The sequence below is a fragment of the Vagococcus martis genome, from assembly GCF_002026305.1.
Lineage (GTDB): Bacteria > Bacillota > Bacilli > Lactobacillales > Vagococcaceae > Vagococcus > Vagococcus martis.
In genome coordinates, this window is sequence record NZ_MVAB01000001.1 from 607,049 (window position 1) to 631,795 (window position 24,747).

Consider the following 24,747-nt stretch of genomic DNA (forward strand, 5'->3'; position numbering starts at 1 on the left):
TTTTTATTTTATTGGTTCAACTCGAATCGTTTTATCTGCAATCTTTTCGGCAAATACCGGGTCATGTGTCACGACAATTTGCGTGACGTTTGGTGATTTTAAATTTAAAATGACTTCAGCCACGTCTCCACTCAAGCCAGGATCTAACGCACTTGTTGGTTCGTCATAACATAACACTCTTGGTTCCATTGCTAAAGCCCTAGCGATTGCAACTCGTTGCTTTTGTCCACCTGATAATTCAAATGAATAAGCCTCTTCCTTGTCTGATAACCCTAATAGCCCTAACATGGATCGTGCTGTGTCTGTTGCTTCTTCTTTACTTTTTTTCAATACCATTGTTGGAGCTAAGATAATGTTTTCTAAAACATTTAAATGAGGAAATAACTGGAAGTCTTGAAATACCACACCAATTTTCCCACTATTTGCTTGATGTGATTTATTCGTCAAATCTTCTCCATCTAACAGTAACTGCCCCTTATCAAATGATTCCAACCCGCTAATGCAGCGAAGTAACGTTGTTTTCCCTCCGCCTGATGGGCCTAATATAACGGTGATTTTTCCCATTGGAAATGAGTGAGACACATTATCTAATATTTTTTTATCGCCAAAACTTTTTGACACATTTTTAATTTCAAGCATAGTTATTCACTCCTTATTTATAATAACTGAATCGTTTTTCTAGGTACTTCATTAAACCTGTGAGAATTGCTGTAAAAAACAAATAAATTATCCCGACAATAACAAGAGGGACAAGTGTAACGTCTCGGTTGGTGGCAATTTTTCCTGCTCTAAGTAAATCACCCAATCCAAGGACATACATTAATGAGGTATCTTTCACTAAATTAATCACTTCATTTCCGATTGAAGGTAAAATGATTTTAATTACTTGTGGTAAGATAATTTTATAAGCTGTTTGAAATGGACTTAATCCTAAAACTTGAGCACTCTCTATCTGGCCTTTTGGTATTGCTTGTAAACCACCTCTAAATATCTCTGCAAAATATGCTCCATAGTTTAAAATAAAGGCAATCATTACAGCATCATATCGCTCAAATACAATGCCTATAGCCGGTAAACCAAAGAAAATAAAAATAAGCTGTAATAATAACGGTGTGCCTCGCATTAGCCAAATATAGATGTTTAGTAAAAAGGTTAGTGGTTTAAATTTTGTCCGTAAACCAAATGCGACTAATACTCCTAAAGGGATTGATCCTAAAAGCGTAAAGAAAAACACTTTTAACGTCATCGTTGCTCCGTCTAATAAAGATGGTAGTATTTTTAAAATATATTCCATAACTGTTCCTCCATTTTTCTTTTAAATATAAAAAAGCCTCTTGGTACCATACCAAGAGGACGATAAGCCGTGATTCCACCTCAATTTATTACCACCTCACAATGGTAATCTCATGTTGTTTAATGCAATTATTAAACACACATCCTTAACGCGGACAAACGTTATATCTTACTTAAGTTCAGATATACATCTATCTAGTTGTGTTCATGAATGGTTTTTTCGTTTCCTTCTCAGCTGATAGAAAACTCTCTGTTAAAAAATAATCATCCATTACTTGTCTAGTCATTGATTTTTTATAATAAAAAAGCCCTTTGGCTCTTAAAGCCAAAGGACGATATAATCGTGGTTCCACCTTTATTTGTTATTGTCTCACAACAATAACCTCATGAAGTTTATAACTTCGAGTGTCGTAACGTGTCTCAAACGAACTTTTCTACTGATGATTTTCGAAAAGTTAACTCCCAGATGTGTTTCACTTAATACTTTGACCTTTTTCCACCAACCAAAGGCTCTCTATACAAATATAATTAAGCTACTTTTTCTGTTCTTTGTTTTTAATAACTTTATCATCAGTTTTTAATCTTGTCAATAAAAATTTAGTCTAAATATTTTGCTGCATCCTCATCTAAAATCACTGTAAAGTTTGGATGAAGTTGGAGTATAGAAGCTGGATAAGCTAAATCAACTGGTCCTTGTAGCACTTTTTTCACCATCTCTGCTTTACTTTCCCCATTCACAATCAACACAAGATGTTTCACTTTGAATACACTTTTTGGTCCCATTGTCACAAACTCTAATCCTTGATGCATCATTGATGGATCAAACCATGGTTCATCACCACTTACTTTGATTTTATACGTTGAATATTCAAATTCTGTGGTTGTCGGCATATTTCCACAAAAATGACCATCTCCTCCAAGTCCTATTAACATAGCATCTAATCCACCATCAAGAGCTAGGCGTTCATCTTGTTGTTCGTAATTTTCCACTGTTAATTTATGGATATTTTTTTCTGATATATTTGCCGGAGTTAGATAAAGTTTTCGAATCTCTGAAATGGTTATTCCTTCAGATTGATCTTCTACTGGAATCTCATCAAAATTGTAATAATGTACATTGTTAAAGTCATCTGAATCTTTTACATATGGTATTAATTTTTCATACACTTTGACTGGTGTCCTACCAGCTGTAATCGACAAATTCACACGTTTATCCTGGCTCATAGTACCCAATAGAATATCTTTAGCTGCTTCACTCATTGCATCAAAATCTTTTTTTATAATAATTTCCATATAAAACGCTCCTTTATCATATGTTAACTACACTATATTTCGTGGGAACGTTCCCATGTCAATTAAAATATTCTTGAAACTAGATCATTTAATAAATAATCTAAAAGTTAATTCCTTTGTATCAGCATTCCTCTCTTTACAAAAAAACTGACCTAACAGTAACTTTTTAAATGAAAATTACTAAACTAATAAAATAGAAATCCCATGAAATCAGTGTTTTAATAAACTGATTTCATGGGATTTTGATGTTTTAAGACTTTTAGGTTCAGCCGCCATTTTGTTAATAACATACCTGACATGGTGTTAAACCTTGATTTTTTGCTTCACCTAACGTCGATTGGCTAAAATTTCCTCGACCGTGAGCATGTGTATGATACCTTTTTCCAGTTGGCGTGACAAAAACTGTTGTGGCATCATCTGATGATGTTTCTTGATTGGATGCAGCTTGTTGATTTGTTGATGCTTGATTATTTTGTGATTCTTCTTTTGCAACAACGCTTTCACCTACTGAACTACTTCCATCAGCATAATTCAATTCAACGCCATCTTGAATATTGAAAATATAAACATTGAATTTTATCGCATCACTACCAATAGATTTAGCTTCCATTTGAACTCCGCGCGCCAGTAACTCTTCCCCTCTAAAAACTGGTGTCACACGGTATCTGACATAATTATCTGGACTTTGTTCAAGATAGTATTTTACATCCATCTCATGACGTAACATCTCTGGACTGTTTAGTTGTCTTGTTCCTGTAATCAAGTTTTTCCAATTGGCATTTTCACCAGCTAATGCCCAACCGATGAGATGCGAGCGATTAAACAAATACCCACCATCTAATTTTTTATTTTTCCAGCCAGTTGGGGTAACAGATGAAATACTTTCACGTTTACCTGTTGGCATGAGTGATTGATTTAACATAGCATTCGCACTTGTCGCACGGTTTAGCGAATCTAAGTCACCATATAATTCCCACGCGCCATTATTTAGAGATAAGTCTTCTTGAGTAAAACTTGGCACACCATTGTTCACATCAATGGTCTGTGTTCCATCATACTCTAAATTAGCTAAATCAGATACTTGTTGTTTTAATTGTATCGCTTTTTCTTCTTCTTGCTTCTTCTTTTCTTGTGCTTCTTTTTTGGCTTTTTCTTCGGCCTCTTTTTTTGCTTGTTCTGCTCTTTCTTGGCTAGACGTCTCTACTGTACTTTCTTTTATAACACTTGATGAAACTGATGTGCCACTTGTTTCATCTACTTTATCAGCTGTACATCCCCCAACCATGACTAAAACTGTAATTAAAAGAGCTGTTAGACTCCACCTTTTCATTTTCTTCTCCATATTTTTTCCTCCTATATTTTCATTTCTATCAACTATCTTATAATAAACTATACACTTTTAGTTAATAGCGGTAAAAATACTCTTTTAAAGTATATTTTTTATTAATCAAGGTAAATCCTTTTAATAAAATTTTTTTTCATGATACTATTTATTTAATTAGAATGGAGGAATAATTATGAATCAGTTTTTAAAATTGTTTGGTATAAGTGCTGTTATCTTTTTAATTTTTGATTTATTTTGGCTATTAGTTGTATCAAAAAATTTGTACCAAACTTTCATAGGAGAGTTACTCGGTGATGTAAAGATAACTCCCGCTATTATTTTTTATTTTGTCTACCTTGTTGGGGTCGTATTTTTTGTCCTAATACCTGGTATTGACAAACAAAGTATTTTCTACACAATTTTTTCTGGGGCTCTATTTGGTTTTATTTGTTATAGTACCTATGATTTAACCAATTTAGCCACTATTAAAAATTGGCCAGTAACGATGACGATTATTGACTTAGTATGGGGAACATCCGTCACTGCTATTACATCAGCAATTGTTTATTTTATTAATTTTAATTTTTTGAAGGGGTAATTTAATTTGGAAGAAATTGATATTAAAAAGTTAGCTAACAGTATCAAATCAGGTGCTAACTTAGTTATAAAGAATAAAAACGAATTAAATCGTATCAATATCTTTCCTGTTGCAGATGGTGATACTGGTAGTAATTTAGCTTTTCTTATGCAATCAATTACGGATAATCTTGTTAGTCATCATGACACGGTAAATTCTTTATTAACTAACGTAGCATCAGCCGCTTTACTTGGAGCTCGTGGCAACTCTGGAATGATTTTAGGGCAGTATTTAAATGCCTTAGCAGAAGATTATGCTCAAAGTGATTTATCAACAGAACAACTCGTTTTTTCTTTTAAAACAGCTCTTGTTAAAGTATATGATTCGTTGCTAGATCCAAAAGAAGGAACCATACTAACAGTTATCTCCTCTTGGTCTGAAAAACTTGTTGATACTTATCAAAAAACACAGTCATTTGAAGAATCTTTATCACAAGCACAGATGATAGCAGAAAAAGCCGTTTTAGACACACAATTTCAAATGTCGATTTTGAAAGAAAATAAGCTCGTGGATGCGGGAGCAAAAGGGTTTTATTATTTTATTACTGGTTTGACTGAAACCTTTTCTCAAAATCTACCATTAGATTGGATGGAAGAAACAGTACCTTCTTCTATAACGAACTATCCATCTGCTTTGTCATCATCTAAACACCTTATTTCTGAAAAACCTTCTTATCGATATTGCTCGGAATTTATTATTACTCAACCAAGTATTTCCGACAAGAAATTGAAAGATCAACTATTAAATAAGGGTGACTCTGTTATTGTTATTGGAAATAAACAACAGTTAAAAGTTCATATCCATACTAATAATCCTAAAGACGTCCTATCTTTATTAAGCCAGTACGGTCGTATATCTTATCAGAAAATAGATGATATGCTTCTTCAATATGAAGTTAATACCAAACCTGTATCATCTATCGCTATTGTGACAGATTCTATTGCTGATATACCCAGTGACTTATTATTGAAACATCAAATACATGTCATTCCAATGCCTATTCAAAGCGAGTCTAATCATTATCTCGATAAATTAAGTATTGATTCACAGCTTATTTTTGAAAAGGGTATCAATACGAGTCAATGTAGTACATCACAACCTACTATCCAATCAATTGATAACCTCCTATCTTTTTTACAAGGAAAATATGACCATGTGATTGTTATTACAGTCTCTTCCAAACTCAGTGGTACTTATCAACTAGTCAAACAAAGAATACAAACTAAAAAATTGGCATCTCAATGGATAACAGTTATTGATTCAAAAGCTAACTCAGTAGCACAAGGTCTATTAGTTATGAAAGCAGCAGAGTTAGTAGAAAAATCCTTGAGCTTTAATGACATTATAACTATTCTAAAAGATACTATTAATCGGTTATTTATCTATGTCGCTGTCGCTGATTTATCGCCTATGTTACAGTCTGGTCGAATTCCTTTATCTCTTGGAAAAATGGCTCAAAATTGCCACATCTTACCAATTGTTAGTTTGGATTCATTTGGCGAAGGAAAACTAATGACTATTTCATTTAGTCAAAAACAAAGTATTAAAAAAATAGCAAACAAAATCAAAAAACTATTTCGACATCATCAAATTGACCGTTTAGCTATCGCATATGTTTACTCGGAAAATCAAGTTACATTACTAAAATATTATTTAAAAGATTATGCTGATAAAATTGACTATTCAGTAGCCAGTTCAACATCCATTGCTATTAGCGCTGGAAAAGATAGTATCGCCATTGCAGGTATTTTAAAAAAAGGAGAACGTTAAATGTATCTTACAATTATTCTAGCATTATTTGCTTATTTTATTATTTGGTTCATTATATCAACTATGAAGTCCAACTATTCCTTAGTTGATATTGCTTGGGGGGGAGGGTTTGTTGTGGTAGCTTGGGTAGGCTTTTTAATGACCTCTCCACACACCATTCAACAGATACTTGTTTTACTCTTTGTTACACTTTGGGGAGGTCGTCTTGCTTGGCATTTAGGGTTACGTAATTGGAATGCTCCTGAAGATTATCGATATGTTAAAATCAAGCAACGTTGGGGAAATCAATTTGTTCACTTAAAAGCTTTTATCAATATTTTTCTTCTTCAAGGTATCTTATTATTTATTGTTGCACTACCTATTACACATACTTTTACTAATCAACAAGCATATAATACTTTACGTTGGTGGCAAATACTTGGTGTATTCATTTGGATTATTGGATTTTTATTTGAAGTCATTGGAGATCGTCAATTGACTAAATTTAAAGAAAACCCTAGTAATAAAGGGAAATTATTAACAACTGGACTTTGGTCTATTACTAGACACCCTAATTATTTTGGAGAAGTCACAAGTTGGTGGGGGATTTTTCTTTTATCTTTATCACATTGGACTAATCTTTGGATTATCATTGGTCCTATTACTATTACCCTTTTAATATTATTTGTGTCAGGTGTTCCCTTACTAGAAAATAAATATCAAACTAGAAAAGATTTTCAATCTTATGCACAACATACTTCAAAATTCTTTCCTTTTATTGGAAAAAAAGGATTATAGATATAATATAAAAACAGCGACACAGTTTGATTCTGCGTCGCTGTTTTTTTCTTACACCACTTTTCTCTCCACTAATCTATAATACACTTTAGACGTTTGAGCATACATGACAAGGTAAATCAGTAAAAAAATTACTACCATAATGATACAAATTATCATAAATAATACTTTATCACTCAATCCAAATAACATCAGTAAATTACTCATCAAGGGAAACGCAAAAGCTAAGTGAAGTGTCGCAAGGATAATCAGGAAAAAGAATACCATAATGATTTGTCCTCTAATACTTTGTTTTACTTCTTGATGACTCATTCCAACCTTTTGCATAATATCATAGCGATGTTCATCCTGCATACCTTCAGATATTTGTTTGTAATAAATGATTAACCCTGTGGCTAAAGTGAAACTAAGACCTAAAATCATACCTAAAAATAAGAAACCACCTGAGAATGCTTGTAATTCTTCTCTGTCAATCGCAGCTGAAGAGAAATTGTCGGTTAGTCCCATCTCTTTCAATTTGCTTTTCATCTCTTTAGCATAAGCTAACTGTTTATCACTTTCCCCAGTAAAATTAGCGTAAACGGTTGGAGACATTTCCAGATAGTTCTCATACTCATTTGGCGCAAGAGCCTTGATCGTGTCTTCCATCACGTTTTGATTTGCCACGACAACAAATAACATATTTGAAATGCCACTCACTCTTGGAATAAATGTGATGTTATCAATAATTTGTTTCACCTTAAATTCTTTGTTACCAAAGGACGCTGACTTTCCATCAAATTTGCCGTTCATACTATATAAAGCAATCTCATCATCTGATAGTTTTAAATTCGTTTTTTCCAAACGATTGTACTCGTCTTGTGTCATAAAGTTTAAAGGTTCTGATTTGCTAAAGTCGTTTAGATTTTTAGTGTCTTTAGATAACAACTTATAATCAGTATTATCTTTTAATACCATTAGCCCATCAGATAAATCCGCATGGTCAACTTCTTTTAATCTAACATCATATTTCTTTGCCTCTGACTTAAATAGTGTTTCCACTTCTTTTACTTTGTCTTGTGGCACCATAAGACTCATATCATATGGATTACGATTTTTTATGACATTATCCATTCCGAAAAATAGACTACCTGTTGTGCTAAGTGTTACTAGTACCATTGTACTCAAAATACTGATACTTGCTAATCCAACCGCATTTTGTTTCATTCGATACATCATATTTGAAATCGCGATGAAATGCGTTGGTTGATAATAAAATTTCTTACGACGTTTTAACCATTTTAACATCATAATGCTACTTGCCATAAATAAAGCATACGTTCCAAAAATCACGAGTAAAATCGCAATAAAAAATAAGCTAATTGCTTTTAAAGGGGACTCGATAGTAACTGACATATAGTACCCTGCACCAATACATATAATACCTGATATACCTGTTAACCATTTTACTTTTGGTTCTTTTTCCCCTGTTTGAGTGCCTTTTAATAATTCTAAAGGATTAACTAGTTTTAACTGAATCATATTAATCACATAAAGTAATAAAAAGATACCCGTAAAAAATACTACCACATACCCTAAGCTTATAATCGTTAAATTATAAGTAAATCCTTCACCAAATCCTGTCATTTTTTTCAAAATTAGAAACGATAATTTCGAGAAAATAATCCCCGTAAATAATCCAACTACTATTGAAAACAAAGACACTAGCATAGTTTCGATAAATAAAATCTTGCCAAGTTCACGTTTTCCCATCCCTAATATATTGTATAGACCTAGTTCTTTTTTACGCTGTTTGAGTAAAAAACTATTAGTGTACAATGAAAAAATAGTTGTAAAGATTAAAATGACGATTGAACCAAAGCCAAACAATGATTTTGCTGAATCCGCTCCAGGTAATGTATTCATTCCGTCATTTTTTAAGAGAATTTGCATAATCACATTGACGTTGACCAAAAAAATCATCGACAAGATAAATGGGGCATACGCTCTCTGGTTTTTCTTTAAGTTAGTTAAGGCTAATTTTAAATAAAACATCTTACGCCTCCCCTGTTAACAAAACTGTCATCGTTTCAGAGATTTGATTTAAAAAATCATCATTGTTTTGTGAGCCACGATATATTTGATTGAATACTTGACCATCTTTAATAAACAAGACTCGGTTCGCATGACTTGCGGCTACTACACTATGTGTCACCATGACGATTGTTTGTCCTTGTTTGTTTACTTCTTGAAACAATGATAAAAGTTGAGTAGACGTTTTCGAGTCAAGTGCTCCGGTCGGCTCATCTGCCAGTAAAATATCTGGTTGTGTAATCAATGATCTTGCGGCAGCCACACGTTGTTGTTGCCCACCAGATAATTCATAAGGATATTTTTCCAACAATTTATTCAATCCAAGTTGTGGTGCTAGCTTATCTAATCTAGACATCATCTCTTCAAGTGGTGTTTTAGCTAACACTAATGGCAATAAAATATTGTCTTGAACTGAAAAAGTATCTAGTAAATTAAATTGTTGAAAGACAAACCCTAAATGCTCACGCCTAAAAGCAGCCGCTTCTTTTTCCTTGATTTCATTCATATTTTTTCCATTTAATAAAATATCACCTGAAGTAGGTTTATCTAATGTTGCTAATAGATTAAGTAAGGTACTTTTACCAGAACCAGATTCTCCCATTATAGCAACATACTCACCAGCTTCCACCGAAAAGTTGATTTGTTTTAATGCCTCGACTTTTGCTCCAACTAAGCGTGTATGATATGTTTTTTTGACATTATTGACTTCTAAAATTTTCATCTATGTTCTCCTTTTTTCTTGATTACTTGATATACCTATCATACAAAACATGGTCATACATGCACACTTACAGATAAAAAACCAAACTTACAACTTAGTAAGTTTGGCTAATCATACATGTTTTCAAACTGTGAAAAAGTCATACCAACCACTGTTCCTTTTCCTATTTCTGATGATATTTCTAAGATTATCCCTAGGTGATTTGCGATATTTTGACTCATATGAAGTCCTAACCCTGTGGCTTTTTGATGCTGTCTTCCATTAAATCCTGTATATCCTGACTCAAAAATCCGTGGTAAATCTTGTGGAAGAATCCCGATACCACTATCAGTAATAGTCAGTGTGTCTTTTGTCATGTCAATTTTTATTCCACCGATTTTCGTGTATTTGATACTGTTAAAGATTAATTGCTCTAAAATAAACAACAACCACTTTTCATCTGTGACAATCTCTTTTTGAAATGGAACTAACTCCACACTCAAATCTTTTTGTATAAAGAACATGCGGTACTTTTTGATTACTTTTTTGACGACACTTGAGAGTTCCACTTTTTTTAGAACTAAATCATCTTCTAAGTTCGTCATTTTTAAATAATGAAGCATCATAGATAAGTAGCCATCAATCGTTGAAATTTCATTTTTTATTTTGGTCGTTGACTCTGGTTCTGTTTCGACCAAAACTTGCAAAGCTGCTAGAGGTGTCTTTATTTGGTGACTCCACATAGCATAATAATCCAATAGCAATTGCTGTTCTTTGACTAACTGATGCTCTAAATGTTGGTTTGTGGCACTCACTTTTTTCAACAATGCTTGATAATCCTTGTTTAGCATATCTTCACCTATATCAAGTTGCTGATACAACACATTATCGACTGATTCTTGTTCGATGATATCTTGCAACATATTGTGTTCTTTATACATTTTTTTCATATCAACCAGTGTCCAAATCACTAAAATAAAGAACACAAATAATAATCCATCCATAAAAGGAGTTAAAGATAAGTTATATAAAAAGAACGTCGCCAAAAACATGCCACTCATCATAACAAACAACGCATAAATGACCCATTTTTCCTTAATGTAATTTTTTAAAAACTGTGTCATCTATCTAACCCATCTAACAAGTAGCCTTTCCCTTTTACTGTTTGAATATGGTCATCAAGTTGAATCACGGACAATTTCTTTCTTAGACGTGTCATATTAACTGAGAGTGTGTTGCTATCTATAAAATCATCACCCTCCCAAAGTTTTTCCATAATCATCTCTTTAGTCACGACTTGATTTTTATATTGAAATAATAAAGATAAAATTTTGCACTCTGTCGGCGATATATCAACCACCTCATCCTTATATTTTACTCGATTATCTTGAAACAATAATTGATACGCACCATTTTGATATGACGTCACATTTCCAAATTGATAACTTCGTCTAATCAATGCTTGAATTTTTGCGACTAAAACGGAAAAATCAAATGGTTTAGCTATAAAATCATCAGCTCCCATATTCATTGCCATGATCATATTCATATTATCACTGGCTGATGAGAGAAATATAATCGGAATTTCTGAAATCTGTCGTATTTGTTCACACCAGTAAAAGCCATTATAATAGGGTAACGAAATATCCATTAATACCATATCTGGCTGATTATCTAATATTTCATCTAGTACATGTTCAAAATCATCCACACTCACACAGTCATATCCCCATTGAGATAAATATGTTTTTAATCCCTGACTAATAACTGGATCATCTTCTACAATAAATATTTTGTGATTCATATTGAAACTCCTTTTTAGGATAAAAAAATCCACCTATACTATGTCTATACATAATATAAATGGATTTCACTTGTTTTGCTATGATTTTTACTTATTTTCCAGATAACCTCTTATAAGTTTGTGCTTTTTCAATCGCATCATCTGCTGATTTTTCAAGTAGTGTTGCCACTTCTGATTCGTCTTCTAACACATTTTCTAAAGCAGAAAAACGTGTTTGATAGTTAAAAAATTCTGTTAGATTATCAAAATTAGCTTTTTTATAATCTATTTTCAATGGTTCTTTTCCTTTATCAATTAACTCTGGATTATAACGATACAGTGGCCAGTAACCTGATTCAACCGCTCGCTTGGTTACTTCAACAGCGTGACTCATTCCACCTTGAATCCCATGATTAATGCATGGTACATACCCTATAATAAGAGACGGGCCTGGGTAACTTTCGGCTTCTGCTATTGCTTTGATTGCTTGTGTTGGATTAGCATTTATCGCAACTTGTGCTACATATACTCCACCATATGTCATCGCAATTAAACCTAAATCTTTTTTCGGTGTTCTCTTACCTTCAGATGAGAATTTTGCAATCGCCGCAGTTGGTGTTGCTTTTGATGTTTGTCCTCCAGTATTTGAGTAGACTTCATTATCCATGATAAAGATATTCACATCTTCTCCACTCGCTAAACAGTGATCAATTCCACCAAATCCAATATCATATGCCCAACCATCCCCACCAATAATCCATTGGCTAGGTTTGACAAACAAATCTTTTTTACGATAGATGTCTTCGAGCAATTCGACACCATCCATCTCTTCTAACAAAGCTGCTTCAAGTTTTGTTGACCGTTGTCTTGACCCATTTCCTTCATCCTTATGTTCAATCCAATCAGCCATCAATTCTCTTAATGAGTCCGTTCCAACTTGCTGTTCAATCGCTTCTTCTAGTAAATGTTGTACGCCCTCTCGTTGTGTTTTGTTAGCAAGATACATCCCCAAACCAAACTCAGCATTGTCTTCAAATAAAGAGTTACTCCAAGCTGGTCCTTGTCCAAATGTATTGGTTGTATAAGGGGTTGCTGGTGCTGATGCACCCCAAATAGATGAACAACCAGTAGCGTTTGCCATCAACATACGATCACCATAAAGTTGCGTTAATAGCTTGATATAAGTTGTTTCACCACAACCAGAACACGCACCTGAAAACTCCATTAAAGGCTGCTCAAATTGAGACCCTTTAATGGACTCTTTTTTCTTCACTGGATTTGCTTTTTGTTTTAATGTCATAGCAAACGCCCAGTTGATTGCTTCTTCTTTTTGCTCATCATAAGGTTTCATGACTAATGCTTTTTCTTTTGCCGGACAAACGTCCACGCACAATCCACAACCTGTACAATCTTCCAGTGACACTTGAATACGATATTTCAAACCATCGGTACCCTTCATTTCACGCACAATAAATCCATCTGGTGCTTCTTCCATCTCATCATCATCAGCTAAAAATGGGCGAATCGCAGCATGTGGACAGATAAACGCGCACTCATTGCACATGGTACATGCTTCAGGTATCCATTCTGGAACTTCTAACGCAATACCACGTTTTTCAAAAGCTGCTGTTCCCATTGGTACACTACCATCTGTCATATTATTATCAATAAGTGTTTTAACACTCAATGAATCACCTTGTTGTGCATTAACAGGCTCTAATATTTCTCTGACATATTTTGGTTTTGTCATATCAACGACTGCTTTGTCTATTTCAATATATAACCAATCACTAGGTATGTCTACTTTCACCAAATCTGAGAGTGTTAAATCTATGGCTGCATGATTTTTATCCACAATTGCTTGCGATTTTTTACCATAACTTGCTACGACTTCTTCTTTTAAATATTTAATGTATTCATCTTTTGGCATAAGTTGATTCAACTCAAAAAACGCTGTCGACATGACTTGATTAATACGTCGGCCTAAGCCAACTTGTTGTGCAATTGATATGGCATCAATGATATAAAAGTTTGCTTCTTTTTCAGCTAATTCTTTTTTCAAACGTTTTGGCAATAAGCGTAACACTCGCTCTTTATCCCACGTTGTATTTAAAAGGAACGTCCCACCTTTTTTAAGCCCACGCAACAAATCGTATTGATGAATGTATGACCCATTATGACATCCAATAAAGTCTGCTGTTTCAATTAAATAAGGGGAATTGATTGGTTCTTTTCCAAAACGTAAATAAGAGGTCGTTAACCCACCAGATTTTTTTGAATCATAAGAAAAATACCCTTGTGCATACAAGTCAGTGTGATTTCCAATGATTTTAATTGCTTGTTTATTAGCACCAACCGTTCCATCAGATCCAAATCCCCAAAATTTTGCTTGGTAAGTATCTTTTGGTGTTAAATCAAGCAATGGTCCCACTGGTAATGATAAATGCGTGACATCGTCATTGATACCAACAGTAAAACGATACAATAATTTATCAACCGGTCCACTTAAATGATCAAAAATCGCTTTAATTTGGTTAGGTGGCACATCTTTAGAACCTAATCCATATCGTCCGCCAATGACGATTGGACGATTTTTATGACGGTACATCGCACTTTGAATATCAAGTAACAGTGGCTCACCGTCTGCTCCAGGTTCTTTGGTTCTATCTAAAACAGCAATTCGTTCAACTGTATCTGGAATATTTTGTAAAATATTTTCAGTTGGAAATGGACGATACAAATGAATATTTAAATGCCCTACTTTTCGACCTTGTGAATTTAGGTAATCAACTGTTTGTCTAACAGTTGGTGCAACTGATCCCATTGAAATAATGATTTCTGTCGCCTCGTCATCACCATAGTAAGTACTTAAATCATAATTGGTACCACGAATTGCATTAATGTCGTTCATATATTTTTGAACAATGTCTGGCACTCGGTCATAATATTGATTGATTGTTTCTCTTTGTTGAAAATGAATATCTGGGTTTTGAGCAGAACCTGAAACACTTGGGTGATTTGGGTTCATCGCTCGTTTTCTAAAAGCTGTTAATGCCTCTTGATTCACTAATCCACCTAACGTGTCATAAGGAATCACATCTATTTTTTGAATTTCATGACTTGTTCTAAATCCATCAAAAAAATTCATAAATGGTAAACTGGCTTCAAGTGAAGCTAGGTGAGCCACAGCAGACAAATCCATCACTTCTTGAACAGAACTTTCAGCTAACATGCAAAATCCTGTTTGTCTTGCTGCCATCACATCTCCATGATCACCAAAAATACTTAATGCATTTGTTGTAACCGCCCGAGATGCCACATGAAACACTGTAGGTAACAACTCACCAGCTATTTTATACATATTAGGTATCATGAGTAATAACCCTTGTGAAGCTGTATAGGTAGATGTTAATGTTCCAGCTTTTAAAGATCCATGCACCGCACCTGCTGCTCCGGCTTCTGATTGCATGTTTACTACTTTAACTGGTTCACCAAAAATATTTTTACGATGTTTCACTGACCAATTTTCTACCACTTCTGCCATTGTAGAACTTGGTGTTATCGGATAAACTGCCACTAATTCAGTAAATGCATAAGATATGTAAGCCGCAGCTGTGTTGCCATCCATGGTAATTTTTTCTGTCATTGTCGTTACATCCTTTTCTATGCTAAAAATAAAAGCAAGGTGTGACCCTTGCTCCTGACTACTCCACTTTACTAACTAATTGATCAACAAATGCTTGAAGACGTTCTGTATCTTCTCCGTCTGCTTCATTTTCAATCTCAACCATCTCAGCACCTTCTGTTGCACCAGTCTTTTTAAATTGTTCCACAAAATCTCGTGCTGACTGGCAAAAATATTCACCATACTCAGTGTCTCCAGAGCCGACAACACCAAATAATTTATCTTCTAACTCTTCATCTTCTAAGTCCTCAAAGAAATCTTCCATCTCAAATGGTAATTCCCCATCACCATATGTATAAGTTGCGACGATACAAATATCTGCATCCTCAAAAAAGTCTGGATCAACATCGGTACATTCTTCACGTTCAACTTCAAGTCCAGCATCGATGAATTGATCTTCTATAATTTCAGAAATTCCTTCTGTATTTCCAGTCATGCTTGCATAAACGATTTTTACTAACGCCATGTTATCTCCCTCACTTATTATTTATCTTTATAATTTCACAAATCTAACCCCTTAAATTCTAACACAAATACACTATTTTATGAATATTCTAAACTCAAAATTAACCATTTTATCTTAAAGTATGTTACTTTTTTCATAAAAAAAGATGAGACATGTTTGCACACACCTCATCTTTGTATTAAGTAGTCTTAATCCATATAACTTTCTATTGCTTTCCACGCTTTGTCTTTTCCTTCTTTTGTTTCAGAAGAAAAGACAATAAAATCATCTGATGGGTCAAAATTAAGTTTTTTCTTGATCATTGACTCATGCTTATTCCATTTACCTCTTGGAATTTTATCACATTTTGTTGCCACTACAATGACTGGAATATTGTAGTATTTTAAGAATTCATACATTTGAACATCTTCAGCAGATGGTGCATGACGCATATCAATGAGTGACACAACTGCTCTCAACTGTTCTCTTTCAGTTAAATATGTTTCAATCATTTGTCCCCATTTAGCTCGTTCAGTTTTTGAAACTTTTGCATAACCATAACCTGGGACATCAACAAAATGTAAACAATCTTCAATAATATAAAAATTAAGTGTTTGCGTTTTTCCTGGTTTACCAGATGTTCTTGCTAAATTTTTACGATTAACTAATGTGTTGATAAATGATGATTTTCCTACATTAGATCGACCTGCTAAGGCAATTTCTGGTAAGTTTGTTTTCGGGTACTGCTCTGGTTGAACAGCACTAATAACGATATCTGCATGATTTACATTCATGTGTTTACTCCTCTTGTAATAAATCTAACACGTTGACTGCGAGGTCTTTATAAGACGTCACTTCAACGTCTGGTTTCACCATCTCTTGTGTTAGTTTTTTATTGTATTTATTTAACCAAATGACTTGCCATCCAGCATTTTTTGCACCAATCACATCATTGTCATAAGAATCCCCAATATATAAAAACTCAGTTGATTCAGGATAGCTATTCGCCACAACTTGAAAGGCTTTTGCATCTGGCTTACTGTAACCAATACTTTCTGAAATATGATGAGTGTTACTGTCAATCCAAGTCGATACATTTAATTGATCTAGTTTAAGTTGTTGATGATCAGTCGGTCCATTAGTCAAGATTCCTGTTAAAATTCGGCGTTCTTTTAGAATCAATAATAAGTCAACCATCTCTGGATGCACAGTGATTCGATTTTGCTCATAAAAATACCTATCTTGGAATAATTGGCATTTTCTATCTGTTGCCTCAAAACCTAAATCTTTTAAAGCTTTTTGAATACGATACACTCGCATGTCTTCTAATGATAATTCTCCAGAAACAGTAGCTGGAAACATCTCATCACTATGATGACGAAACAACAAATACAAATTTGATAAGTCCATATCCTTTATCCAAGGTTTATCTTGAAAGCTATGTGTCATGGCCAACTCAAATGGCACAAATTGGTCATATAGTGTATCGTCCACATCAAACACAACGACAGTCATTCTCCTCATCTCCCATCAGTTCTCTTTTCATTATATAAAAAAAATGGCTATTACGCCATTTTTTATTAAAAACTAATGAATTATCCCATACCAATTAAGAAGTATAATAGTTTATCTGCATAAGTCGTTGCTTTTATATCTCGTGACAATACACTGTTTAACAACGTCATATTATCTGTAATCACGCCATCAACTCCATAAAAAATCATGCGATTAATGGTATCTGTATCATTTAGCGTCCAAACATAAACCTTCTTGTCTTGGTTATGCATCGTTTGAACAAGGTTTTTTGTGAGTGTCGTGTATTCTACCGAGTAAAAATCCATCTCTCCTTCAGGTGTCCCTGCAAGAGTAAATGGCATAATATAACCTACATATAAATCTGGTTTTTTCTCTTTTAGTTCTTTCACTACATCAAATGACAATGACTGAATTTCATGGCCTTCTTCTTTAATGATTGAATAGTACTTTTGAATAAATCGATCAATCATATCTGGACTATCTTGTTTCGTTGCCTTAATTTCAATTAATAGCTTTTGATCGAGTTCTTGCGCTCGTTTTAAATAATCATCAAACGATACCAGTTTCGCTTCTTTTCCATTTTCTTTAGCCGTCATTTGTTGAAGTTCTTTTAACGTAAACTCATTTGGCCGTCCTTTTTGTTGGATTAAATGATTGAGTTTAAAATCATGCATGACAATAAACTCTTTGTCTTTAGTCTCCTGTACATCCATTTCGATAAAATTAGGACGTGTGTCTTTACTCGTCATTTCAAGAGCTTCGATAGAATTTTGAACATGATTACCATTATCTACACCACGATGAGAAATAGTTAGTGGACGATGAATACTTGGCTGTGTTAAAAACAAATAATTATAAGATAAAACACTGATCACTAGCCACACTCCACCCAAAGTCAACATCACTTTTTGTGGCCAACTAATTTTTCTATAAGTTGTTTGATTAACTGATGAGAAAATTTCTTTGATATCAGGTAAATAGCCTAGTTTATTCATATTAGAAATCGTAATAAAGAAAATCCCAATCGTTGTTAAAACTAGATTAAATACCCAATTAAACTGCAACAAGGTCAATAAGAAAATTGCGACATAGAAACTCTCATGTTGGTAATATGTATCGGCTAACTCTTGTATACCAATCACTAAACTATTTACTACTAAAGCTATCACTGCAATAGTTCCCATTACAAAAACAAACTGCAATACAATTGATTTGAAATGTTTTTTAGTTTGTTGCCAACTGATTTTACTTGCTTCTTTAAATGTATAATCTTTTAAAATCATCAAAGGCAATGTAAACATCAAACGAATCGCGACCACAATTAAACTGACATACGCTAATATAAACAGAACGACGAAAATGACACGGTTTTCAAAGATAAAATCAACAATAAAAACTGGAATTTTAAACTTTGATAACAAATCTGAATGAAATCTAATAGCCCCCAATGGACTGAATAGAATAAAGTAGCATAAGAAGAATAAAAAATTACTTACTTTTAATTTTTTCATCTGTAAAATTGTTTCTCTCGCCAATTGACGTAGCGAAATTGCGACTTTATTTTTTATAAAATACATCGTCAACAATAAAAAGGTGTACTCAAAATAAATGGTAAATACTAGTAAAAACAACATCATAATAAGTAAACATAGAACAATAGGATGATGAAACACAATTAAACCAACTGTATCATAAGACAGATAGGGAATATCTCCCATTCTTAATATAAAACGAGTTAAAGTGACCATCAAAGGTGTTATGATAAATAATATGATGACATTGGCTAATATAACACTTTTAGACGAACGTACCCCATCTTTAATGAATTCGAGTGATTTTTTTATACTATTTTTTATTTTGTACATTATATCACCTCACTCTTAGTATTATATATTATGATATGTCATAAATGCGTGTCAATAGTTTATTTATTCTGTGACCTTTTTGTTATATCTATCTCTGTTCGTAAAACTTATAATAAATAAAAAATATTCTTTACAAAGCGATATTTCAAGGTGTCTGACTTGTCGAATGCTATCTTTTTCGGATAAACTTTCATTAATAATTTATTTGAAGGAGTTTTTTGATGAAACATTTTGAAGCCCCGATACTTGATTGGAATTATGCAACGCAACAGGACTGGTGTTGTGAACATTCTTTATCACAATCTCCCATTGATATAGAGACTGCTACACTAGAACCAATGATGGATACTGGAAAAATCCAACTGACTTATTCTCGAACTGTTGATGCTGTTTTTGATACTGGATCAGCCATTCAAGGCATTGCAACTGGAACAGCAAATATCAATAATCGTTTTTTCAATTTACAACAATTTCATTTTCACACTCACAGTGAGCATAAAGTTGATGGAAAAACGTGTGATGCAGAACTTCATTTTGTTCATGAAGCTCAAAATGGTCGTCTAGCAGTTTTAGGGGTATTTTTAGTTGAAGGTCGTCATAACGAGACATTGCAAACTCTACTTGATGCTGTTAATACAAATCAATCGATTCACAATGTGTATCTATATGATTTACTACCAAGGATTTCTGATTACTATCACTATCTTGGTTCTTTAACAACCCCACCACTAACAGAAAATGTAGAATGGTACTTATTTAAAGAAACAGTTGAAATATCACATAAACAACTTCAAATACTAAGAAACTATCATGCAAACAATTGTCGTCATACTCAACCTCTTAATGGACGAAAAGTTTTATTTAAATCATTCAACAAAAAATCCTAATGGCCGAGATACCATTAGGATTTTTAAATTTAATATCACTTATTGTCTATTGTCAAAATATTCTTTGGCAGTTTCTTTATCCATATATTGTTTCGAAATGATTTGCCACTTGGAATTTATTAAAGGTTGCCCTGTAATAGGACCATTTACCTCTAAGACACCATCTTCTGTAATTCTAAAAACTCCTATAGTATCTGATTGAGGCACATTTATGTTCAATTTAAAACATAACAAACAGCATCGTCGTTTTTTTATTTTAATGGATTAATATAAATCCACTATAAAAATTTAAAATACATAAAAAATAAAATATTTATTAGAACACAACCTATTCTTCAAAACTCAAATAATGAGCTATAAACATAAAAATGAATATTGGCATTCCAAATATAGGTATTACAAAGTAAAACATGGCTTCATTAGTACTAAGATGACCTGAAAAAAACAAAGCTAAATACAAGATAATTAATACCCCTATTATTTTAACCATCAATTTTCTTTTTTGTATACTTTTAATTCTCAACGAAATAAAAGATATAAAAAATGTCATACATACTAAAATATAAGCAGGTAATTGATTGCCATCAAATTTTACCCCTATTTCATGTCCAGTAGCAAATATTAAAGCGCATAAATAGATTAAATTATATAGTATTGTTAAAAAAATAATTTGAAAATACTCTGATTTCATAATTTTAACATCCTTTCATCTATTAGTGTGAAACGTACTATTTTTGTTAAACTTTATCTTTATTTCCTATTATTTATTTCTTTTAATTTCATAATTATTATTTTAAAAAAAGCTAAAAGAATCATTAAACAACTAATAATTTGAATAAATAATATAACAAAAAAATAATCGGTTGTTTTACTATCTGGACCTAAAGAATTCTGCCACATTATGGTAATAGAAAATAATATAAATCCAATAAAAAAGCAATAAAAAGAATTCTTATATTTTTTCATGTATTATCCTTTCTACCTTTGAACAAAGGGAAATATTTTTATACATTTATTAAATGAGATTAAATAACTTATTACTACCAAATAAGGTAAAGCAAACTGGAGTTTTGATTAATTTTATCAAAAAAAACTAATTTTGTATTGTTTTATCTCTTAATGTACAATAAATGCTGTTTCTATAATCCTATCGTCTCAAAAAAATTTTTATCCTTATTGTTTATTTAAAAGAGATTAGTTTTATAAACTTAATAATACAAATGTGTTAGTTACAGTTTAATCATTATGTAGTGCACCCCAAAAGTTAGAGCAAAAAATCCTAATGGCGAGATACCATTAGGATAATTTTTTTATTATTGTCATATTTCGTTTCACCAATTCAGCATAAAAGAAATTTCCACCATTTTGGTACAATTTCCCTCCATTATGAATTAGCGACATAGGTTCATAATAATGATAAGTCGCTTCATTTGTGTTTCCAAGCATTGGTGCCAGAACATCTTTAGAATACTGCTCTGCTAAAGACAAAGAATTTTTATTACCATGAATCACCACATAATCAACATAACTAGTACCAAAATTATAAGCCTGCACGCCTGTCCAAATGTCACAGTCATTATCAAGTGCATATTTTATCGCGTCTGATAAATGCCTAACACCACTTGTAATACTTTCCTTTTCAGATGTTATTTTATTTTGTTCACCATATTTACTTTCACTACTTTGCATAACATCAACATTATTGCCTTTCGTTTCGGTAAATATAATCGCCAGGACAAGCTCCTCATACTCTGCCAAGTTCTCTTCCTCAAGTACCGTTTTGACAAGTGGTTCCCATTTTAGAGTTTGAGTGACATGTTGTTTTAATTGCCACAAATACCAGCCTCCTGCTACTAATAATCCTATTATTAAAAATAAAACAAATCGTTTTATAACTTTTTTAATCACTCATTCATTGCTCCTTATAATCAAGGTAGCATTTATTTTGTCATACTCTTATCTAATAATCAAGACTTATCAAGTCAGTTTTCTTTTAATTTAAGAATTACATAATGTCATTTAATAATAATAATTTATCATGTTGAAATGCTTCGTCCATCTCAGTTTCATAATGACTATCTTGCGTTATTTTTTGTGTATAATCAAATGTGTATTCCTTTAATTCTCCTGGATTATTTTTAGGAAATACAAGGACTCTAGTACTCAATGTTAAGGCTTCTTCTATATCATGAGTGATCATAAAAATACTTTGATGACTCTTTTGCCACAACCCTCTTAATAGGGCTTGCATATTACGTCTTGTTATGGCATCTAACGCACTGAACGGCTCATCCATGAGTAATAATTCAGGCTCATTTACCATTGCTCTAGCAATTGACACACGTTGCTTCATACCACCAGAAAGTTCAAAGGGATATTTTGTTTCTGACTCTATCAATCCAACTTGTTCAATCAATGTCGTCACTTTTTGTTTTATCTCTTCACTTGGTAGTTTTTGTCGTTTAGGTCCATATGCAATATTTTGTTCGACAGATAACCATGGATACAGAGTTGGCGATTGAAACACCACTCCTCTTGATTTATCTGGCCCTATAATTATCTGATCTCTCATGAATAGTTGACCACTTGTTGGGGTTAAAAATCCAGCGATTAAATTGAGCAATGTACTCTTTCCACAACCTGAAGGTCCTACCACACTGACAAATTCGCCGTCATACAATGATAAATCAAGATCCTTGATGATTGGTAAACTGTGATTTTCTGCTGAAAAAAATTGTTGTGTGACATTTTTTAATTGAATCAACGGCTCTTTTTTTTGTGGCATATTGACCCCTCCTTATTTTTCCATCGCTTTTTCTATATACGTTGTGTTAATAAACTTATGAATATCATCTTCACTTGGAACACTTGAAATTGATTTTTGATTATTTAAAAAGATAGCAGTATCTTTAAACACATCATGGAATTTACCAGGATTTTTTTCTGTACCCAAATAATCAGTAGATACCTGTTCACTCATATTTAACCAAGTAGTTCCTTGCATTTGTTCTAGAGCATCACTTGTTTCTATACCAAGTTCCTTAGCAGCTCCTTTTGCTGCGTCTTCAGGATTATTTTTATAATACTCTACTCCCTTATTTAAGGTTTTTATGTAGTCTTCTACTAATTCAGGGTATTTTTTACTAAACTCAGTATTCACTAAGTCGATATTCACCGTCATAAATCCTTCTTTAGCTAGTGTTTGGCTATCAATGAGTACGTTACCTGTTTCTTTCAACGTAGATAAAGTTGGTTCCCATGTATATGCCGCATCTAAATCACCACGCTCCCAAGCCGCAACAATATCATTGGTTTCCATATCAAGTAATGTGACATCTTTTTCAATTCCAGCAAGTTTTAATGCTTGTAACAAGCTAAAATGAGAAGTGGAACTAAATGGCGTTGCTATTTTTTTACCTTTTAGTTGTTTAATGTCAGTAATACCAGAGTCTTTTGGTGTTACTAATGCTTCATTTGTACCCAACACTTCATGAATCCAAATCAGTTCTGCAGGAATATCAGTTGCTAAAGCAACTACCCCATTGGTGTAACCCATCTCTGCAAAATCAATACTATTCGATGATAATGCTTTATTCGCAGCTACTCCTGAATCAAAAAACATAAATTTTGTTTTTATTCCTTTATCCTTAAAATACTCATCAAAATAATTTTGGGATATTGCGACTTGTTTATCATTTGGCACTCGAATAATCCCTATTTTCACTTCTTTTGGTAATTTATCATCACCAGCTTTTTCTTTTGAACCACATCCAGTAAATACTAGGATAATTAAACTAAGCATGACTATTAAACTAACTTTTGTTCTATTTTTCATGAATCATCTCTCCCCTTCCAAAAGACCACACGTTTTTCAATTAATCGTAGCCCCATATCTATTAATATGCCTGTAAGTCCCATAAAAATAATACCAACAAACATGACATCACTTTTTAAATATTTTGATGCATCAATGACCATCCAACCAATTCCACTTGTGGCAGCAACCATTTCGGCTGATACAAGAGTCGTATATGCTACTCCAACAGCTGTTCTTAACCCAGTAAATATATCTGGTAAACTTCCTGGTAAAATAACGGTAAAGAATATATCTTTCTTACTCGCTCCTAATGACTCAGCGTCATTAATATAATCAACTGGTATTTTCCCTACTGCTGATACACATGATAAATATATTGGGGCAAAAGCAGCTAAAAACAGTAACATAATTTTAGGTGACTCATCAATCCCTAACCACAAAATCAATAACGTATAATACGCAAGAGGTGGTAACGGACGATAAAATTGGACCAGTGAATCAACCACAGCTCTAAACTTTGGAAAGTAACCACTCATTAATCCCAATGGAATAGCGGTAAAAAATGCTAAACTACTCGATAAAATCAATCGATATAAACTAATTCCTAAATGTTGCCAAAAAGACATGCCATTATATCCATTCACAAAAATATCTATTGATGTTTTTACTACTTGAATTGGTGAAGGAATTAGTCGTGAAGAGACCAAGTTTGCTTCTGTCACAATCAGCCATGCTAATAAAATAATTATCCAGGTCGCGTATGTATACCCTTTATAATTCTTGGTTTGTTTCTTTTTCATGTCTTCACCAACCTTTTAAATTTAAAAAGTTTGGGGCAAAATCCCTTACTCTTTTGCCCCAA

22 protein-coding genes and 2 other annotated features are annotated in these 24,747 nt (G+C 33.0%); of the genes, 4 read left to right on the forward strand and 18 right to left on the reverse strand.

Annotated features, from left to right (window positions below; all coding sequences use genetic code 11):
• Nucleotides 1–3: 3 nt before the first annotated feature.
• The 4 genes from BW731_RS02940 to BW731_RS02955 all read right to left on the reverse strand — a co-directional run bounded on the left by BW731_RS02940 (nt 4) and on the right by BW731_RS02955 (nt 3,928).
• Nucleotides 4–639, reverse strand: coding sequence for an amino acid ABC transporter ATP-binding protein (locus BW731_RS02940; RefSeq protein WP_079345565.1), 636 nt, complete (start codon nt 637–639; stop codon nt 4–6).
• Between the two features lie 13 nt (nt 640–652).
• Nucleotides 653–1,294 (reverse strand): amino acid ABC transporter permease, encoded by a 642-nt coding sequence (locus BW731_RS02945; RefSeq protein WP_079345567.1) that lies wholly within the window; start codon nt 1,292–1,294, stop codon nt 653–655.
• 52 nt (nt 1,295–1,346) lie between these two features.
• Nucleotides 1,347–1,589 (reverse strand) — a binding site (T-box leader).
• A gap of 29 nt (nt 1,590–1,618) precedes the next feature.
• Nucleotides 1,619–1,852 (reverse strand) — a binding site (T-box leader).
• A gap of 38 nt (nt 1,853–1,890) precedes the next feature.
• The gene (locus BW731_RS02950; RefSeq protein WP_079345569.1) at nt 1,891–2,586 is read right to left on the reverse strand and encodes a glucosamine-6-phosphate deaminase; all 696 of its coding nucleotides are present in this window, start codon (nt 2,584–2,586) and stop codon (nt 1,891–1,893) included.
• Between the two features lie 280 nt (nt 2,587–2,866).
• On the reverse strand, nt 2,867–3,928 hold the full coding sequence (locus tag BW731_RS02955; protein WP_233120424.1) for a DNA/RNA non-specific endonuclease: 1,062 nt from the start codon (nt 3,926–3,928) through the stop codon (nt 2,867–2,869).
• A 175-nt stretch (nt 3,929–4,103) separates the two neighbouring features.
• Here BW731_RS02955 and BW731_RS02960 point away from each other — a divergent pair, with 175 nt between their 5' ends.
• From BW731_RS02960 to BW731_RS02970, 3 genes are read left to right on the forward strand one after another with little or no spacing between them, the layout of a single operon-like run.
• Nucleotides 4,104–4,508, forward strand: a complete 405-nt coding sequence (locus tag BW731_RS02960; protein ID WP_079345571.1) for a DUF2177 family protein — start codon at nt 4,104–4,106, stop codon at nt 4,506–4,508.
• A 6-nt stretch (nt 4,509–4,514) separates the two neighbouring features.
• A complete protein-coding gene (locus tag BW731_RS02965) occupies nt 4,515–6,317 on the forward strand; it encodes a DAK2 domain-containing protein (protein ID WP_079345573.1) in 1,803 nt (600 codons plus the stop codon).
• A complete protein-coding gene (locus BW731_RS02970) occupies nt 6,318–7,094 on the forward strand; it encodes a DUF1295 domain-containing protein (RefSeq protein WP_079345575.1) in 777 nt (258 codons plus the stop codon).
• 51 nt (nt 7,095–7,145) lie between these two features.
• Here the strand turns inward: BW731_RS02970 and BW731_RS02975 are convergent, their stop codons facing one another.
• From BW731_RS02975 to BW731_RS03015, 9 genes are all read right to left on the reverse strand, one after another.
• The gene (locus BW731_RS02975) at nt 7,146–9,128 is read right to left on the reverse strand and encodes an ABC transporter permease (RefSeq protein WP_079345577.1); all 1,983 of its coding nucleotides are present in this window, start codon (nt 9,126–9,128) and stop codon (nt 7,146–7,148) included.
• Nucleotide 9,129: 1 nt separating this feature from the next.
• On the reverse strand, nt 9,130–9,888 hold the full coding sequence (locus BW731_RS02980; RefSeq protein WP_079345579.1) for an ABC transporter ATP-binding protein: 759 nt from the start codon (nt 9,886–9,888) through the stop codon (nt 9,130–9,132).
• A 107-nt stretch (nt 9,889–9,995) separates the two neighbouring features.
• The gene (locus BW731_RS02985; RefSeq protein ID WP_079345581.1) at nt 9,996–10,991 is read right to left on the reverse strand and encodes a sensor histidine kinase; all 996 of its coding nucleotides are present in this window, start codon (nt 10,989–10,991) and stop codon (nt 9,996–9,998) included.
• The gene (locus BW731_RS02990) at nt 10,988–11,671 is read right to left on the reverse strand and encodes a response regulator transcription factor (RefSeq protein WP_079345583.1); all 684 of its coding nucleotides are present in this window, start codon (nt 11,669–11,671) and stop codon (nt 10,988–10,990) included. The genes BW731_RS02985 and BW731_RS02990 overlap by 4 nt, the downstream gene beginning before the upstream one ends.
• 91 nt (nt 11,672–11,762) lie before the next feature.
• On the reverse strand, nt 11,763–15,296 hold the full coding sequence (gene nifJ / locus BW731_RS02995) for a pyruvate:ferredoxin (flavodoxin) oxidoreductase (RefSeq protein WP_079345585.1): 3,534 nt from the start codon (nt 15,294–15,296) through the stop codon (nt 11,763–11,765).
• Nucleotides 15,297–15,354: 58 nt separating this feature from the next.
• The gene (locus tag BW731_RS03000; protein ID WP_079345587.1) at nt 15,355–15,801 is read right to left on the reverse strand and encodes a flavodoxin; all 447 of its coding nucleotides are present in this window, start codon (nt 15,799–15,801) and stop codon (nt 15,355–15,357) included.
• A 188-nt stretch (nt 15,802–15,989) separates the two neighbouring features.
• A complete protein-coding gene (gene yihA, locus BW731_RS03005; protein ID WP_079345589.1) occupies nt 15,990–16,574 on the reverse strand; it encodes a ribosome biogenesis GTP-binding protein YihA/YsxC in 585 nt (194 codons plus the stop codon).
• Nucleotides 16,575–16,578: 4 nt separating this feature from the next.
• The gene (locus BW731_RS03010) at nt 16,579–17,295 is read right to left on the reverse strand and encodes an HAD family hydrolase (protein ID WP_158080143.1); all 717 of its coding nucleotides are present in this window, start codon (nt 17,293–17,295) and stop codon (nt 16,579–16,581) included.
• 80 nt (nt 17,296–17,375) lie between these two features.
• The gene (locus BW731_RS03015) at nt 17,376–19,181 is read right to left on the reverse strand and encodes a glycerophosphoryl diester phosphodiesterase membrane domain-containing protein (RefSeq protein ID WP_079345593.1); all 1,806 of its coding nucleotides are present in this window, start codon (nt 19,179–19,181) and stop codon (nt 17,376–17,378) included.
• Between the two features lie 221 nt (nt 19,182–19,402).
• Between BW731_RS03015 and BW731_RS03020 the strand changes: the two genes are divergently transcribed.
• Nucleotides 19,403–20,068 (forward strand): carbonic anhydrase family protein, encoded by a 666-nt coding sequence (locus BW731_RS03020; protein ID WP_079345595.1) that lies wholly within the window; start codon nt 19,403–19,405, stop codon nt 20,066–20,068.
• A 328-nt stretch (nt 20,069–20,396) separates the two neighbouring features.
• Here the strand turns inward: BW731_RS03020 and BW731_RS03030 are convergent, their stop codons facing one another.
• The 5 genes from BW731_RS03030 to BW731_RS03055 form a co-directional block, all read right to left on the reverse strand.
• Nucleotides 20,397–20,759, reverse strand: a complete 363-nt coding sequence (locus tag BW731_RS03030) for a hypothetical protein (protein ID WP_079345599.1) — start codon at nt 20,757–20,759, stop codon at nt 20,397–20,399.
• Between the two features lie 605 nt (nt 20,760–21,364).
• On the reverse strand, nt 21,365–21,976 hold the full coding sequence (locus BW731_RS03040; protein WP_079345602.1) for a lysozyme family protein: 612 nt from the start codon (nt 21,974–21,976) through the stop codon (nt 21,365–21,367).
• Nucleotides 21,977–22,073: 97 nt separating this feature from the next.
• Complete coding sequence (locus BW731_RS03045; RefSeq protein ID WP_079345604.1) at nt 22,074–22,853, reverse strand: ABC transporter ATP-binding protein; 780 nt, start codon at nt 22,851–22,853, stop codon at nt 22,074–22,076.
• 12 nt (nt 22,854–22,865) lie between these two features.
• Nucleotides 22,866–23,903 (reverse strand): taurine ABC transporter substrate-binding protein, encoded by a 1,038-nt coding sequence (locus BW731_RS03050; protein ID WP_079345606.1) that lies wholly within the window; start codon nt 23,901–23,903, stop codon nt 22,866–22,868.
• Entirely contained in the window at nt 23,900–24,685 is a 786-nt protein-coding gene (locus BW731_RS03055) for an ABC transporter permease (RefSeq protein WP_079345607.1), read from the reverse strand. The genes BW731_RS03050 and BW731_RS03055 overlap by 4 nt, the downstream gene beginning before the upstream one ends.
• Nucleotides 24,686–24,747 lie beyond the last annotated feature (62 nt).

What these genes read in the sequence shown, in the direction of transcription:
- BW731_RS03050 (WP_079345606.1), bottom strand. Translation starts at nt 23,903, where the DNA reads ATGAAAAATAGAACAAAAGTTAGTTTAATAGTCATGCTTAGTTTAATT.
- BW731_RS03020 (WP_079345595.1), top strand. Translation starts at nt 19,403, where the DNA reads ATGAAACATTTTGAAGCCCCGATACTTGATTGGAATTATGCAACGCAA.
- BW731_RS03015 (WP_079345593.1), bottom strand. Translation starts at nt 19,181, where the DNA reads ATGTACAAAATAAAAAATAGTATAAAAAAATCACTCGAATTCATTAAA.
- BW731_RS02980 (WP_079345579.1), bottom strand. Translation starts at nt 9,888, where the DNA reads ATGAAAATTTTAGAAGTCAATAATGTCAAAAAAACATATCATACACGC.
- BW731_RS03010 (WP_158080143.1), bottom strand. Translation starts at nt 17,295, where the DNA reads ATGACTGTCGTTGTGTTTGATGTGGACGATACACTATATGACCAATTT.
- nifJ (WP_079345585.1), bottom strand. Translation starts at nt 15,296, where the DNA reads ATGACAGAAAAAATTACCATGGATGGCAACACAGCTGCGGCTTACATA.
- BW731_RS03045 (WP_079345604.1), bottom strand. Translation starts at nt 22,853, where the DNA reads ATGCCACAAAAAAAAGAGCCGTTGATTCAATTAAAAAATGTCACACAA.
- BW731_RS02945 (WP_079345567.1), bottom strand. Translation starts at nt 1,294, where the DNA reads ATGGAATATATTTTAAAAATACTACCATCTTTATTAGACGGAGCAACG.
- BW731_RS02960 (WP_079345571.1), top strand. Translation starts at nt 4,104, where the DNA reads ATGAATCAGTTTTTAAAATTGTTTGGTATAAGTGCTGTTATCTTTTTA.
- BW731_RS03000 (WP_079345587.1), bottom strand. Translation starts at nt 15,801, where the DNA reads ATGGCGTTAGTAAAAATCGTTTATGCAAGCATGACTGGAAATACAGAA.
- BW731_RS02975 (WP_079345577.1), bottom strand. Translation starts at nt 9,128, where the DNA reads ATGTTTTATTTAAAATTAGCCTTAACTAACTTAAAGAAAAACCAGAGA.
- BW731_RS03055 (WP_079345607.1), bottom strand. Translation starts at nt 24,685, where the DNA reads ATGAAAAAGAAACAAACCAAGAATTATAAAGGGTATACATACGCGACC.
- BW731_RS02950 (WP_079345569.1), bottom strand. Translation starts at nt 2,586, where the DNA reads ATGGAAATTATTATAAAAAAAGATTTTGATGCAATGAGTGAAGCAGCT.
- BW731_RS02955 (WP_233120424.1), bottom strand. Translation starts at nt 3,928, where the DNA reads ATGGAGAAGAAAATGAAAAGGTGGAGTCTAACAGCTCTTTTAATTACA.
- BW731_RS03030 (WP_079345599.1), bottom strand. Translation starts at nt 20,759, where the DNA reads ATGAAATCAGAGTATTTTCAAATTATTTTTTTAACAATACTATATAAT.
- yihA (WP_079345589.1), bottom strand. Translation starts at nt 16,574, where the DNA reads ATGAATGTAAATCATGCAGATATCGTTATTAGTGCTGTTCAACCAGAG.
- BW731_RS02985 (WP_079345581.1), bottom strand. Translation starts at nt 10,991, where the DNA reads ATGACACAGTTTTTAAAAAATTACATTAAGGAAAAATGGGTCATTTAT.
- BW731_RS02940 (WP_079345565.1), bottom strand. Translation starts at nt 639, where the DNA reads ATGCTTGAAATTAAAAATGTGTCAAAAAGTTTTGGCGATAAAAAAATA.
- BW731_RS02990 (WP_079345583.1), bottom strand. Translation starts at nt 11,671, where the DNA reads ATGAATCACAAAATATTTATTGTAGAAGATGATCCAGTTATTAGTCAG.
- BW731_RS02970 (WP_079345575.1), top strand. Translation starts at nt 6,318, where the DNA reads ATGTATCTTACAATTATTCTAGCATTATTTGCTTATTTTATTATTTGG.